The organism is Sphingomonas aquatilis (assembly GCF_014196115.1).
Taxonomy (GTDB): Bacteria; Pseudomonadota; Alphaproteobacteria; order Sphingomonadales; family Sphingomonadaceae; genus Sphingomonas; species Sphingomonas aquatilis.
On sequence record NZ_JACIDB010000015.1, the window covers coordinates 1 to 14,119 of the forward strand.

The 14,119-nt window shown below is 63.8% G+C and carries 14 protein-coding genes; 7 read left to right on the plus strand and 7 right to left on the minus strand.

Annotated features, from left to right (window positions below; all coding sequences use genetic code 11):
* Window positions 1-141: 141 nt before the first annotated feature.
* Genes GGR47_RS17830 through GGR47_RS17840 form a run of 3 tightly spaced genes read right to left on the minus strand, consistent with a single transcriptional unit; the run spans window position 142 to window position 3,890 of the window.
* Entirely contained in the window at window positions 142-1,284 is a 1,143-nt protein-coding gene (locus tag GGR47_RS17830; RefSeq protein WP_147035903.1) for a TniQ family protein, read from the minus strand.
* 3 nt (window positions 1,285-1,287) lie between these two features.
* Complete coding sequence (locus GGR47_RS17835) at window positions 1,288-2,211, minus strand: TniB family NTP-binding protein (RefSeq protein ID WP_147035902.1); 924 nt, start codon at window positions 2,209-2,211, stop codon at window positions 1,288-1,290.
* Window positions 2,208-3,890 carry a Mu transposase C-terminal domain-containing protein gene (locus GGR47_RS17840; protein ID WP_147035901.1) on the minus strand — a complete coding sequence of 561 codons (1,683 nt, stop codon included), beginning with the start codon at window positions 3,888-3,890 and terminating at the stop codon, window positions 2,208-2,210. The genes GGR47_RS17835 and GGR47_RS17840 overlap by 4 nt, the downstream gene beginning before the upstream one ends.
* Window positions 3,891-4,116: 226 nt before the next feature.
* Between GGR47_RS17840 and GGR47_RS17845 the strand changes: the two genes are divergently transcribed.
* The 3 genes from GGR47_RS17845 to GGR47_RS17855 all read left to right on the plus strand — a co-directional run bounded on the left by GGR47_RS17845 (window position 4,117) and on the right by GGR47_RS17855 (window position 8,496).
* Window positions 4,117-5,367 carry a hypothetical protein gene (locus GGR47_RS17845; protein ID WP_133178092.1) on the plus strand — a complete coding sequence of 417 codons (1,251 nt, stop codon included), beginning with the start codon at window positions 4,117-4,119 and terminating at the stop codon, window positions 5,365-5,367.
* Entirely contained in the window at window positions 5,364-6,410 is a 1,047-nt protein-coding gene (locus GGR47_RS17850) for a site-specific integrase (protein WP_043061468.1), read from the plus strand. Before GGR47_RS17845 ends, GGR47_RS17850 begins: the two co-directional genes overlap by 4 nt.
* A 70-nt stretch (window positions 6,411-6,480) precedes the next feature.
* Window positions 6,481-8,496: an ATP-binding protein gene (locus GGR47_RS17855; protein WP_043061467.1), complete on the plus strand. Its 2,016-nt coding sequence runs from the start codon at window positions 6,481-6,483 to the stop codon at window positions 8,494-8,496.
* A gap of 49 nt (window positions 8,497-8,545) precedes the next feature.
* Here GGR47_RS17855 and GGR47_RS17860 read toward each other — a convergent pair whose 3' ends face one another.
* From GGR47_RS17860 to GGR47_RS17875, 4 genes are all read right to left on the minus strand, one after another.
* Entirely contained in the window at window positions 8,546-9,046 is a 501-nt protein-coding gene (locus GGR47_RS17860) for a hypothetical protein (RefSeq protein ID WP_061780449.1), read from the minus strand.
* Window positions 9,039-9,857 (minus strand): hypothetical protein, encoded by an 819-nt coding sequence (locus GGR47_RS17865; protein ID WP_064312603.1) that lies wholly within the window; start codon window positions 9,855-9,857, stop codon window positions 9,039-9,041. Before GGR47_RS17865 ends, GGR47_RS17860 begins: the two co-directional genes overlap by 8 nt.
* Before the next feature lie 3 nt (window positions 9,858-9,860).
* On the minus strand, window positions 9,861-10,040 hold the full coding sequence (locus GGR47_RS17870; RefSeq protein ID WP_043061464.1) for a hypothetical protein: 180 nt from the start codon (window positions 10,038-10,040) through the stop codon (window positions 9,861-9,863).
* Window positions 10,041-10,119: 79 nt separating this feature from the next.
* A complete protein-coding gene (locus GGR47_RS17875; protein ID WP_043061463.1) occupies window positions 10,120-10,512 on the minus strand; it encodes a MerR family transcriptional regulator in 393 nt (130 codons plus the stop codon).
* 71 nt (window positions 10,513-10,583) lie between these two features.
* Here GGR47_RS17875 and GGR47_RS17880 point away from each other — a divergent pair, with 71 nt between their 5' ends.
* Genes GGR47_RS17880 through GGR47_RS17895 form a run of 4 tightly spaced genes read left to right on the plus strand, consistent with a single transcriptional unit; the run spans window position 10,584 to window position 14,118 of the window.
* Complete coding sequence (locus GGR47_RS17880) at window positions 10,584-11,252, plus strand: cation efflux transmembrane domain-containing protein (protein ID WP_043061493.1); 669 nt, start codon at window positions 10,584-10,586, stop codon at window positions 11,250-11,252.
* Between the two features lie 32 nt (window positions 11,253-11,284).
* Complete coding sequence (locus GGR47_RS17885) at window positions 11,285-11,620, plus strand: hypothetical protein (protein WP_061780451.1); 336 nt, start codon at window positions 11,285-11,287, stop codon at window positions 11,618-11,620.
* 57 nt (window positions 11,621-11,677) lie between these two features.
* On the plus strand, window positions 11,678-12,955 hold the full coding sequence (locus tag GGR47_RS17890; protein WP_043061461.1) for a TolC family protein: 1,278 nt from the start codon (window positions 11,678-11,680) through the stop codon (window positions 12,953-12,955).
* Window positions 12,955-14,118: an efflux RND transporter periplasmic adaptor subunit gene (locus tag GGR47_RS17895; protein ID WP_043061460.1), complete on the plus strand. Its 1,164-nt coding sequence runs from the start codon at window positions 12,955-12,957 to the stop codon at window positions 14,116-14,118. Before GGR47_RS17890 ends, GGR47_RS17895 begins: the two co-directional genes overlap by 1 nt.
* Window position 14,119: the final 1 nt, after the last annotated feature.

A 14,119-nucleotide genomic window follows, 5' to 3' on the forward strand; every position in this document is an offset into this window, starting at 1 on the left:
GCTTGTGGATGGCTCCACGCTGCCCCCGCTGCTACCAGCCGTGTGTCATTTCTATTTGGGGCAGAATGTGTCTTTTCTAATCAGCGGGAACACGGATTTCTGTTCCTTCAGAGATGCTTACGTGCCGTCCGACGGGCATTGTCACCCGCTCAGCAACAGTCGCTCGCGGTGCCGCAGATCCCGCTCGGCCCGCCACGCGTGAAACTGCGCCAGAACGCTTTCGGCGTCCATACCAGTTCGTCGCTGATGGGCCTCAATGCGGACGCGTAGGCGTGCCGGCCAAGCCGTGCTGTTTCGGATCAGGGTGGCCTGCACCCAGCGAGGCACGTAGCTGAGCAGCTTCTCCAGAATGTGGCGCTCGCGAAACGGCAGATGAGCGCCCGACATCAGGCGGCTGACGGGCTCGTCGGCGAGGAGCGCTACCACCGCGCTGAGAATGTGAGCTCGGCCGTAAGGCGAAAGCTCATGGTAGGGCTGTTCGTCCCAGGTCTGTGGTTTGTGCTCCGGCATGATCGGCAGCACGGGGCAGTCGACCAGGTTAATGTAACTGGTCCTGAAGAGGCTCGGCGCCAGCAGCGCCCGGGTGAGATCGCGCAGCACGGTGAGGAACTGGCGGGCGGGCACCGGCTCCATCCCCGGCAAGCATGCGGGATGCCCGAGCAGCGCCTTGCGGACCTCCCCGTCAAACGCAAACAGGATCGAAAGCGCCGCAGCCGTCTCTTCCGGCTCGAAATACGCCGCTGGTGTCGGCTGCGTCCAGCGGCTTGCCCTTAGCGGGGTGCCGCAATCGCCGCACACGAACTCGATGCCATTCGACCAGATGAACCGCGGCGCGTGTCTCGGCCGACAACGCCGACAGTAATCCTGTCGCCAAGCGCGATGCTGGTGACAGAAGACGATCGGCAGCGCCGCCTCTGCGTCCAGGTAAGCTCCGCCCGCCTCGTGCGCTTCGGCAAGGCAGTAGCGGCACCAGGCGAGATCGAGTTCGCCTCGCGCTCGGCCGAAACCGTCGATGCTTGGCAACCAGTCCACCGCCAGCCCTGGCCAGCGGCGCTTGACCCCGAGATTGAGCACGACATCCAACGCGACCCGAAGACCGGCTGCGACGCTTCTCGCCTCGTGCGGATCCCAGCGGACATCCGGCTGCGCCTTCGGACCGGCCGTCCATAGTGCCTCCCGAAGCTCGGCGACCGATACATCGTAGAAGGCCGCGGCCCGTCCGAGCCAGGATGACGGCAACTCGTCGGAACGAGGACGCGGCGCGAACGGCAGCGCTCCCGCCACGGCTCAAGCAGCCGCCGTCGCCCGCCCGCGTCCACGGCGCTGGGCTAACGCCTTCATGCTGACGGAGGGAAGCACAAGGTCGTCGGCGTCGAGGTCACTCACTTCGATACGCTCGGTGCCGTTCTCGATTGCCCGCACAGCGAGCGTTTCGACGAGCCGGAAGATGCGGCCGGTGTTCCCGTCGCTGAGGTCGAGGATAGCGGTGCGGCATCGCTCCTCCTCCAGCTGAGATGGCTTGCGCAGAGGCAGGATCGCGGCGAGCGTGACCATCAGCAGCCGAAATGGCTCGTCGTTCTGCCACCGGACCAGCTCGACCGCGTCGAACCGCTCGGCCAGTGCCGCATCCGTGAGCAGCGCCGCGCGCGCCTCGTGGTTGCCGGTGCAGACGAGCGGAATCTGCAGGTCGTTGGCCAGATAGCGAAGCGTGTTGAGGAAGACGCGCTGCTGCCGTGGCGTGCAGGCCAGCATGTGGTTGATCTCGTCCAGGATCAGCATACGAGCACCCACCTGCCCCATGATCCGGCGGGTGAGCTGCCGGGCTCGCTGGACGTCGCCGCGCCCCGCAAAGCCGGCGCCAAGCTTCTCGAGAACCTCCCCGTAGAACTCGCCATCGGTCGGCTGTGGCGGCAGCTGAACGGCCACGACCGGGATCGTCGCCGTTCCCGTTGTGTCGTTGAACCCGCGCGGGTTCTCCGCCTCGAAGCGCTCGACGATGCGGGACTTCCCCATCCCGGTCTGGCCGTAGATCAGGAGGCACGGCATGCGCGTGCGCGGCGGGTAGCGTAGCATCGCATCCAAGGTCTTGCGCACGGTTTCCGCCTTCGGGAAGCCGAGCCAACGATCCATGCGGATCCAGGCAATTCGCTCCTTGTCGGCCCACATCGCACGCTCGCGGTAGTCCTCGGCAAGATGCGACAGATCGCTCATCTGGGCATCTCCTCGACGAGGTACGGTAGCGCCTGCCGATCACCGCCCTTATCCGTTCCCGAGGCACCCGGCAGAGCTGTGGCTCTGTCCTCCTCAATGGTGGGCTTGCCGCTGCTTCTGGCGCGCCGTGCATCAGCCAAGGCTGCCCTTGTCCTCTGGAGCGCGAGCCGTGCGGCCTTCGTCTTGTGAGCGGCTTCCGCTACGATCAGCCGCTGTGTCTCGACCGCCTGGAAGATCAGCGTCTCGTCGACCGCTTGCTGACCACGCTCGCGCAGGGTGCGAACCGCCTCCTTCTGTTCCCAGCGGGTGATCGCCGGCCGCCGGAGGTCACGATAGGGCACCTCGAGGTGCTCGCCATGCGGGAGCTCGAGCCAGATGCGAGAAAGGTCACGCGGGTCCCACCGGATCGGCATGGCCTGCCCGGGTCGCGTGTACCAGCAGGACAGCGCGTCATCCCAGTAGTGCGTATGGAACAGTTCGATGCCGTGCGGGGTCACCGCGCGTAGTTCGCAAGGCAGGAAGTCGAAGAGGAAGCTGGCGCGATCGACCGGCAGCCGCGCCAGCTCCGGCCGCCGTTCCATCGCTTCGGCCCAGGCGAGCGCCGGCGGGATGCCGATGCCGCGGTGTCGCTCTGCATGGTACGGCCCAATGATCTGTGCGGCGAGCCAGCTCTCCAACTCGCCCAGCGTCATGCACGCTTGGGCTTCGGAGTCGTATTCGCCTCGCTCCGCCACGTTGGAGAACGTCGTGCCGGGCAGAAGATGGACAGCGCCCATCACTGTCCCGATCAGCCGCTCGATATGGCCACCGAAGTGCGGACGCCGAACCGGACGATACTCGAGCGAGATCGAGTGGGCACGGCAGCCCCGTTTCAGAGCGTCGGAGCGGTGCTCGCGCGCATTGTCGAGGTGTAGCCGATCCATGAGACCCTGATTGTCCCAAGGTGCCTCCATGCCGCGCTCGGCCAACCAGGCGGTCTTGGGGAGAACGGCTTGGCGCATGCACATGCCAACCGACACGGCCGAGGGTGCAAGCATATCGAGGTGGAACCCCGGTACCGTGCGGCTCGCGATATCGATCATCAGCGTGAGCCACGGCCGACCGATGGGCTTTCGATACAGATCGTCGACGACGATCACGTCGACCAGCGTGTGATCCGATTGCACGAGCTCCAGCGCGTAGCTGGCATCCAACACGCCTCGCGTCGGCTCCCACTTGTCAGCGGCGGCTTTGGACCCTTGCCTACGGGCCGTGACGGTCTGGGGAGGCAGTCTGTCCAATCGTGCTTGGATTGCCTTGGTGCTGGGCACCTTCAGCCCGATCTTCTGCGCCTCATGTCGGAGCCAGCGGCGGAGCGCCTGCACGTTCGGCTTCTCGAGGGTGAGATAACACTCCGCGATGCCTCGGGCGATCAACTGCTCGGCAGCAGATGAGAGCCGCCGCTCTCCCCTCTCCCGCCCTCGCGGGCGCGGCAACAGCGAAGCGGCAACGGGCGACGCCCGATAAAGCTGGAGAAGCTCATGAAAACGGGCGCGACCCAGCCCAAGCTTATCCAGCGCTTCGGCGGCTGCGTTGCCCGGGATGCGGGTCAGCGCAGCAAGTGGGCGGATGATCTTCTCGCGGCGGTGCGCTTCTGCCCAATTAGCGTCGCTCGCCGTCTTCAGGTCCGCGGTTCGCATGGTACGACGCCTCGGCTGATCCAGCCTGGCAAGCGTCCGCTCTTTTGGGGAGAATGTCCACCATTTCAGGAGTGGACTGACGCCGGGCGACGCTCGCCGTGTGCGTCCACCGTTTCAGGACAACCGACACCATCGATCCCGACAGCCACAATAGTTACTAGCGATAAGCCTGATTCCTGCTAGCAAGGTGGCAGGCAAAATTATGGGTCGGAACGGAGCCGAAACAGTGATCATCGACGTGCCGACGCCGGATGAATTTCACGATGCCGGCGTCAATCAGCTCTACCTGGCATGGAAGATCACCATGGACGCGCACGACGCGTGGTCCATCGGAGTTGGTGCCAGTGGGGATGCGGAGGCGACCGACGACTATTGGCGAAGTGTGCAGCCTGCACTGTCGAACGCCTACAGCCTTATCCAGCAAGCGATGGAGCTCGGCCTCAAGGGCCGGATCGCGCGCGTGTCGCCATACCTCCTCCTTGGCGATCCAGCCGACTGGAGCCCGAAGGCGGCGAAGGGGGCAACATCGTTTGGCGAGCTGCCGAGCCTCGAGGCGTCAAAGCTCGTAGCCGTGCACAACAGCGTTGCGGACCCGCCGCTGGACCCGGCGTTCAACACCTTCTGGACCGCGGTTCGCAAAGACCGCAACCGCATCATGCATTCGGCGCCGCGCGTAACCTTCACTGCGGGTGAGGTCACCCGTACCATCCTAATGGCGGCAAACGCGCTTTTTGCGGAGACATCATGGGTTGACCGGTTGTTTGCGATGGAGGGGGAGAGCAAGTTCGCCATCTTCGGCCTGGATGACCACGTCTACAGCGCCGTTGTCGGCCAGGTGGCCTGTGCCATCGAATTCCTCACACCCGCGGAGGCGATCGACCTTTTCGGCTTCAATCCCAGGCAGCATGCCTATCTCTGTCCTGCCTGCTTTGAGGCCACGCCGTACGATTATGCGGTGGATCTCCCAAAGCTAGCCCAGTTTGCCGCCAAGGTGCCCGGCGAGACCGAGCTAAGCTGCGTCGTCTGCCAGACGACGACTGACGTTAGCAGAGACGAGTGTGTGTATCCGGAATGTGTCGGTAACGTCATCGCCATGGAGCGGTGCCTGACCTGCTACCAGCTGCAGGACGAGCATCTGAAGATCGACGGCCCACCAAACGATGGCCAGGGGGATACTGTCTATGGCTACGACTTCATCTTTGGCCGGCCCCGCGAACGATCGGGGCGAACTTTTCTGAAGCACTATCAACGCGAAGACAGCGATGACGGTGCCATCGCCTTTGGGAAGCGAGCGCTGACGACACCTCACCTCGCAAGCTGGACCAGCGTCTCGATCTACGAGCACCAGTCCGGTATCTTTCCCTTTGGTGACAAGGCTCGAGTGCGCCCGCTTGGTCATTGGCTACGTCAGGAGGGCACGCTGTCATGGCACAAGGACGTGACTCTCTATGATCCTGTGCATGACGGTCCAGTATGATCGGCGATGATGCCGCGGAGCGCCGCGCGCTTCTCGCGATCGGGCCGATCGATCTGTCGCCAGCGTCAATCGATCTCGCACCGGATCTTAACCAGAGCGACCGCGCCCGGGTCGACCATTTCCTGGCGCGCGCATCGGCGGATGCGACCTTGCGTGCCTATCGGTCCGACTGGCGACTGTTCACGACCTGGTGCGACACACGCGGCTACGCCTCACTCCCGGCTTCACCCATTGTCACGGCTGCGTTCCTAAGCGAGCTTGCCAGAGACGGTAGCACCCATTCGAATGGGCGACCGTTATCCAAGTCGTCCATCGGTCGGCGGCTGGCCGCGATCGTCTTTGCCCACCGCGCCGCTGAGCTCGAACCGCCAACCGTACAAGCCGGCGCGGCCGCGCTGGATCGCGTGATGCGGGGTATCCGTAACGCCAAACGCAGCGATCGCCCGGCGAAGAAGCGGCCGGCCGACAGCGACGTGCTGCGTGACATGGTGCGCCATATCACCGGCTCCGCCCTCATCGACTACCGGGATCGCGCGCTGCTGAGCATCGGCATGATGGGGGCGTTCCGCCGCTCTGAGCTGGTCGCGATTGACATCGCCGATGTGGCCGAAGATCCACGCGGGCTGCTGGTCACGATTCCGTTTTCGAAGGGCGATCAGGAGGGCAAGGGGCAGAGCGTCGCGGTCCTCGATGGTCGTCGCATGGAGCCTGTGCGCCATTACCGCGCCTGGTTGGAGGTCGCGGGCATCACCGAGGGGCCCGTGTTCCGCCGTCTCACACCGCACGGCCGCCTCACCGAAAAGCCAGTTAGTCCGCAAACAGTGGCGCTGGTGGTCAAGGCGCGCGCAGCCGCAGCCGGCTATGATCCGGCACTTTTCTCAGGCCATTCACTGCGCGCCGGCTTCCTGACCGAGGCGGGTCGCCATGGTGCCAATTTGTTTAAGATGAAAGAGCACAGCCGCCATAAGTCGCTCGAGATGCTCAGCGAGTATGTTCGCGATCAGGAGGCGTTCCGCAATCACGCCGGCGAAGGCTTTGCGTAATGAGCAGGCGCGGAAGGGATGGGTTGGCGTTGGCGAGGATGTCGCATAGGCATAAGGGCGAGGGGACGCTGTGAAGACCGACACATCCGATGACTTCCAGTTCAGCCTGGCAGGCCGCGTGCGCAACCTTGGTTTCGCGCCCTCTCCGTTGAACGCGCTGTTCCCGTTGTTCGAGGCAATCGCCAACGCGTTCCATGCCATCGAGGCGCGCTGGGATCGTGAGGCGACGGCGAAGGGCGTCATCACGGTGACGATCCTACGCAGCAGCTCGGACGACGAAAACCCACCGGTCGCTGGCTTCCTGATTGAAGACAACGGGATCGGGTTGAACACCGACAATTGGCGCGCGTTCCGCACCGCAGATACCGCCAGCAAGATCAGCCGCGGCGGTAAGGGGGTGGGTCGCCTTTCCTGGCTGAAGGTGTTTCAGAACACGCACGTCAACAGCAGCTTCAGCGAAGGCGGCTCAACGCTGCACCGGTCGTTCGACTTCGCTGTCGCCCAGAACGACGCCAGTCCGCTGATTGGCCATGAGTTGCGGCTTGCGGGTGCGACCCCGACCATCGGCACGAAAGTGCGGCTGGAGCCTTACGTGCAATCCTACAGTGCGCATTGTCCTCGCAAGGTCGACACGATAGCCGCGCACATCATTGGTCATTTCCTGCGCAACTTCGCCAGCTATGAAGTGCCATCCTTCACGCTTGTTGATCGTGCCGAGCGGATCAGCCTGCTCGATTTTTACAGCAGCAACGTCGAGTCCGACACGCCCGAGACATTGAAAGTCGTCCTCGAGCCCGGGGAAGAACCGATCGACGTTGATATGTACCACATCCTGCTCAACAAGGGATTGCGCCTGCACGACGGCGGCAAGCACTGGAACCTGTATGTGGGCGATGGCCGCGTTGTTCGCGACGAGAAAATCGATAATCAGCTTGGGCTTGGTTACATCGGTGAAAATAGCGACTCCGTCTATATCGGCTTGGTGTCAGGCGACTACCTGAACGGCCACGTTAATCAGGAGCGCACCAACTTCACGTTCCGCGAAGATGACTATCGCAGCCTGCATCAGGCGGCGGTCGACGCTGCCAAGCGACACCTAGCGCCCTATATCGAACAGGTTCGCACCAAACAGGCCGGTATTACCTTGCGCGTCGTACGTGAGAACCCGCAGTTTCTGGCCGTCGCCAGCAATATCCCGGCTTTCGTCGAGGAGCATCTATCGCTCAACGCCAAGTCGGAGGAGGATATTTATATCGAGCTGGCGCGCCAGCGTCGACGCAAGCAACGCGAGACGAAGCGCGAGATAAAGGCACTATCCGCCGGCAATGCCAGTGAGGTCGTCGACCGGGTGCAGAAGGTTGCCAGTGCGATCAACTCGGACAAGAAAGCGTCGCTCGCCGAATATGTCGTTAAGCGGAAGGAGATCCTCGATCTCCTCGACAGTTCGCTGGCGTACGTCGATCCGGAGAAGCGAGACTACTTGCGTGAGGAGATCGTCCATGACCTCATCATACCGATCCGCTCGGATGGCGAAGCGCTCGACTATGAAGACCATAACCTATGGATTCTGGATGATCGACTAGCCTTCTATTCCTATTTGAAGTCCGACAAGCCCTTCACAACGTTTCTCACCGACAGCGACAGTACCCGCGAACCGGACGTCGCCGTTGTTTTCGATCGATCGCTGGCGTTCGACCGTGAAGGTACTGACGAACCGATTATCATTGTCGAATTCAAGCGACCCGGCCGACCCAACTACAGTCATAGCGACAACCCGGTCACGCAGGTGCTTGAATATGTAAACATCATGCGGAACGGCGGAGCGTTCAAGGATCGCACCGGCAGGTTCCGCAAACCTATTCCTCCCAGCACCAGATTTATCTGCTTCGTCGTCGCTGATTTTACGCCAAAGCTGGTCGAGGTTGTATCAATGTCGATTGCTCAGAATAAAAGTGCGGATGGCGAGGGGTACTTTGGCTTTTCGCCCATCCACAATGCCGTCGTTGAGGTTCTGCCTTACAACAAGCTGCTTCATGATGCCCGGCTGAGAAACGAGGCCTTCTTTGCCAAGCTCGGGCTGAACTAGTTACTCGGAATCACGAATTTGCGCGGATGACATAGCTGCGATTCCTATGTCAGCTAGGGAGGGCATCAGGTGGCACTACCGTCTCTGGTGGCGTATAAAGCTGGTCCCTAGTCGCGCGAACCACGTCGTTTACATATTCCGGCCATGGGCCGGCACCTGGTGGCATCGCAGCTTCTTCCTGTCGGTCCCGCAGGCGATTGCGGATCGTGCGGGCGGTGGTGCGGGTCGCCTCGTTGTCATCGTGCCAGGCGCCCCAGCGAACCCGCCAGTTAACGTATCGTGGCGCGAAAACCAGGAAGATCAAGGCCCCCACGCCGACGCCGTGTTCGCCAAGCAGCAGGATGGGAAGCGTGGCAATGGCGAATGCCTGAATCAGCGCCCAACAGGAACGATGACGGCGAAAGCCGTTCTGAACCAGCGTCGTCGGCCACCACGGACCTGCGACTGCCCATGCCGCGAGCGCGACCAACAGGCCGGTCAACACCATGCTGACGACGAAACCGATCCACAGCAGCGCCTTGGGAGCAATGAAGGTCAAGAAATCACCCATGCTGGCGCTGCGTGTCGAGGTCGCGCAGCTCGCGCAACAGATCGGTGGCCGGCGTCGAGACCACGATATCGTGGATGACCTTCTGGTCGAGGCTGATCACGTCTCCGACCGGACGTTCCGCGTAGCGAACCAGCGCAGGCTCGCTGGACGGCGTCCAACGTCGCGACGTGCCGGGCTTGAGTTCGAAAAGAAAGCGAGCAGGGGAGGCCAGGCTGATGCTCTGCGTTTGGCCATCGCTGCTCTGGCGGATGTCGGCGACCACGCCGCGATAGCCGACCCCAAGTCCGTCATGCTGGAGATCGGTCAGCACATAGGCGATCGGGCGATGACCGTGCTGCGTAGGCTTGATGATATGCGTGTAGGCCCAGCCGTGCCCGCCAAAGTCCCACCCTTCCGTAGCGACATCGAGTGCATCGTCGGCCATCAGCATGACGACTGCCAGCGTCGAGAAAATCGGTGCGCAAATGCCCCACACCAGATCACTAGCGCTCAACGCGGCTGCCTTTGGCCCACCCTGCGCGACGATCAGCAACGTGCCGATCGGATTGACCGCGGGCGTCCGGTAATCTGCGGGCAAGAAGCGGCTGACGTCGATCAGAAGCGTTTGCACCAGCCCGATAGCAAGCCCGGTCAGCAGGTGCGCGATCAGGGAAACGGCGACCCCGATCGCCAGCACGCTCAATGCGTTAACCGGCAGATCCGGGCGCGCAACGGCGTACCGGCGGGCGCGGGTATTCCAGAGCAGGATTGCGAAGAAGCCAGGAAGGAGGATTGCAACGCCTGTGACAACGGCCAGCGTCAGTGAGAACAAGGCTCAGGCCTCGACCAATTTCCGCTTACCGGTCGCCTGGTCAATGACCATCTTAGGGCGCTTGCCCGCAGCCTTCATAGCCTTGAGCTCCCGCTCGAGGCGTAACATGTCATCGTAACCGCCAAGCTGCCACGCGATCGAGGCGGTCTCTTGCTGTTCGCGAGGGGTCAGAACAGTGGCCATGTGGACAACATAGGGACGCGATCGCGCCGCGTCTATGGGGCACGGTCCTATACCAGCATCTGACGGCCTGAAGGCTTAGTCAGCCAGCGTTCGAAAGTGCGTCGATGATCCGACAATCGGCGATCGTTGTCGCGTCGCAGGTCGCTCCCCATTGCACGATCTCGGTTCTCAGCGCGGCGAGATCGGCGAGCTTGCGATCGATCTCATGGATGTGAACCGCGGCGATCGCATCGACCTCCGCGCAGGAGCCGCGCGGATCGTCTGCTAACCGCAGAAGGTCACGCACCTGGTCGAGGGTGAAGCCAAGATCGCGCGAGCGCTTGATGAACGACAGGCGATCCAGGTGGGAGCCGTTGTAAACGCGGTAGTTCCCTCCGCTGCGGATCGGCGCCCCGATCAATCCTTCCGCTTCGTAGAAGCGTACCGTCTCGACCTTCAACCCGGTCAATCTTGCTATTTCACCGATCTTCATCACAGACCCTTGACCCTCTAGTGGGATGAGGGTTCATATAGGGGGTCCGACCCAACGAATCGAGCTCGATGATGGCGGACGCCTGTTGTTCAGCAAAGCGCGACACGATCGCGGAACTTGGCCGTAAGGCCGAGCAGCGACGCGCGCTGATCGTCGTCATGGTCATCAACCTATCGATGTTCGCCATCGAGTTCGGTGGTGGGCTGCTGGCCCGCTCGTCGGCGCTGATGGCGGACTCTGTCGACATGTTCGGCGATGCCGTGGTCTATGGGCTGAGCCTCTATGCACTCAATCGTGGCGCACGTTGGGAGGCGGGAGCGGCGATCGCCAAGGGCGGCCTCATCCTGGTATTCGGCATCGCCGTCCTCGTCGAAATCGCCGGTAAGATCGCCAACGGCGTGCCGCCGTCTTCGACGCTGATGCTCGGCTTCGGCGGGGCGGCGCTGGCAGCGAACCTCACGTGTCTGGCGCTGTTGTGGCGTTTCCGCGCTGCGAACGTGAACATGGCGAGCACCTTCGAGTGTTCGCGCAACGATGTCGCATCAAACATCGGAGTGCTCATCGCAGCGAGCCTCGTCCACCTCACAGGTGCCGCATGGCCCGACATCGTGGTCGGAGGCGTCATTGCGATTATCTTCCTCCGCTCCGCGTGGCGGGTGTTCGCGGATGCTATCCCCGCATGGCGTTTTGCTGACAGGTCCAGTGCCTACAATCGCCCTCATCGCGGAGAGAACGCATGACATCGGGTCGTCATGGTGATAGGCGCGTTCCCATGCTGGCCCGCGCCTGGTCCTTGCTGCTCCTCCTGCTGGCGTCGTCGCTCGTGATGACGGCGACCGTCCACGCGCGCGAAGTGCCGGGGCAGGCGACGACGATCGAATGCACAGGCGTCGTCCATGTAGATGGTGATGCCGATCAGTCGCAGGGTGATGCCGACAAGGCGATCCCGCATCATCATGGAACCTGTCACGGACAGGCTCTGAGCATTCCGCAGGCTGACGCCATCCCGGTCACCTTCAATATCGAGGGCGCTCGTCCCAAACCCGGTTTCGACGCCGTGCGGGCGCTGAGTTCCGTCGATCCGGCGTTGCGGCCGCCAAACGCCTGACGGATGCTGCCGGCCGGGATGACCCGGCCTGACGACATTCGTTAGGATTCCTCGACAATGCAGAAATTGTGCGCAGCCTTGCTGGCTGCGGCGTCGTGCGCCTCGGTGGCCCACGCGCAAGCCGGGCCGCCTGCGCCTATCACGCAGGCTGGACCGATCTATTCGCTCGACCAGGCGGTCGTCGCTGCCGGCGGCTCGGCGCCTTCGACCTCGGCCGCTACCGCTGCCATCGAAGCCGCACGTGCGGGCCGGACCGTTGCGGGATTGCGCCCCAACCCGGTCTTCCAAGGACAGATTGAGAATATAACGGGCTCCGGACCCTATCGGGGCGTGCGCGCCGCAGAGACTACGGTCGGGTTCGCCATTCCGATCGAACTGGGTGGCAAGCGCAGCGCCCGGGTCGGAGTTGCCAACGCCCAACTCTCACGCGCCGAGATCCAGGCGGCCATCATAGCCGCGGACGTGCGGTTGCAGGTGACGCAGCTCTACGTCGAAGCGGTCGCAGCCGAGCGGCGGGTGACGACGGCGCGGGATCAGGCGCGGATAGCGGGCGACGCACTCCGCGCGGCAAGTGTTCGCGTGCAGGCCGGACGGGCGTCGCCGCTCGAACAACAGCGCGCCGACGTCGCGCGGATCAACGCCGAGGCCAACGTCGAGCGTCAGCTCCGACTTTCCGACGCGGCCCGGGCGAATCTGGCGCGACGCATTGGTCAGCCGATCGATGGCCGTCTCGACGAGACGTTGCTCGATCGATTGCCCGACGCGGCGGCCTATGGGCCGGCGGCACCGGTACGAACGGTCGGAACGCTGGCGCTGGCCGCAGCCGATGCCGACTTCAGCATCGCGGATGCGGGCGTAAGGCTCGCGCGCGCCAATCGGGTGCCGGACATCAACGTCGGTCCGGCGCTGCGCAGGCTGGAAGCGACGAACGACACCGCGGCCGTCTTCACGGTCTCGATACCGATCCCGGTGTTCAACAACGGCCGCGCGGCGATCGCACAGGCGACTGCACAGCGTACCCAGGCGGACGCTCTTCGCCGGGTGACGGCGCTCGACATCGAGCAAGCCATCACTGACGCGCAGGCTCAGGCGGCGAACGCGGCGACGACTGCGCGTGCGGCGTCCGGACCGGCTTTGGCGGCCGCGCAGGAAGCGGCTCGGATCGCGCGCATCGGATATCGCGAAGGCAAGTTCGGGCAACTCGAACTGCTCGACGCCGAACGCACCCTCGCCGAGACGCGCGTCGCCGCGATCGACGCGCTCGCCAACTACCAGAATGCACGCGCGCAAGTGGAGCGGCTGACCGCCCCTGCGCCCGTTGGGGGAAACCAGTGATGAAAAGCTATTATCTCGTGGGCGCAGCGACGGCCGCCCTCCTGCTGTCGGCATGCGGCGGTGGAAGCGACGCCGGAAACGAAGCCGCTGCGAACGAGGCATCGAACAGCGCGTCGGCGAACGCCGGGGCGGAAGCACCGGCGCAGAAGGATGCCGTGACGCTCACGCGGGAGCAGATCGCCGCAGCCGGAGTCCAGATCGGCCGTCCGATCGTCGGAGGTGCGGGAACGATCGAGCTTCCTGCAATCATCGAAGGCGATCCGCAGGGCACACAGGTCGTGTCAGCTGCCATCGCCGGTCGGGTGGTCGCGCTCACGCGCAATCTCGGGCAGACCGTCGGCCGAGGTCAAACGATCGCCGTGATCGAAAGCCGGGAGGCCGCACAGATCAAGGGCGAGGTGCAGGCCGCACGTGCACGGCTGCAGCTCGCGAACTCCAATCTCGCGCGCGAACAGCGCTTGTTCTCGCAGAAGGTCTCGCCCGAGCAGGACCTGATCGCGGCGCGCACCGCAGCGACGGAGGCGCGCATCGCGCTGACCCAGGCGCAGAGCACCGTTTCGGCAGCCGGCGTCGGCGGGGCGGGACTGAACCGGCTGGGAATCGCCGCACCGATCTCGGGCCAGGTGATCGCACGGCCCGTGACCCTCGGTCAGACCGTGACGGCCGATGCCGAGCTCTATCGCATCGCCAATCTCGGCCAGGTGTCGCTGGCTTTGAACCTCAAGCCGGAGGATGCCGGCCGCGTCCGTCCCGGCAACGTCGTGACGGTCAAGGCCGCGGGCCGGCAGGCGACGGCGCGGATCACCTTCGTGTCGCCAGCGCTCGATCCCCAGACCCGCCTCGTGCCGTCGATCGCGACGCTCGACAATCGTGGTGGCACTTGGCGCGTCGGCGAACCCGTGACCGCTTCGGTCGAACTGACGGGCAGCGGCGGCAGCGGTGCGATCCGTGTGCCGACCACGGCGGTGCAGACCGACGAGGGCAAATCGGTCGTCTTCGTACGAACTCCGAACGGCTTCCAGGCGACCCAGGTGCAGCTCGGCGACGCATCCGGTGACACGGTGATCGTCCGCTCCGGCCTGACCGGCCGTGAGCAGATCGCCACCACCGGCAGCTTCACGCTCAAGGCCGAACTCGGCAAGAGCGAAGCGGTAGAGGATTGAG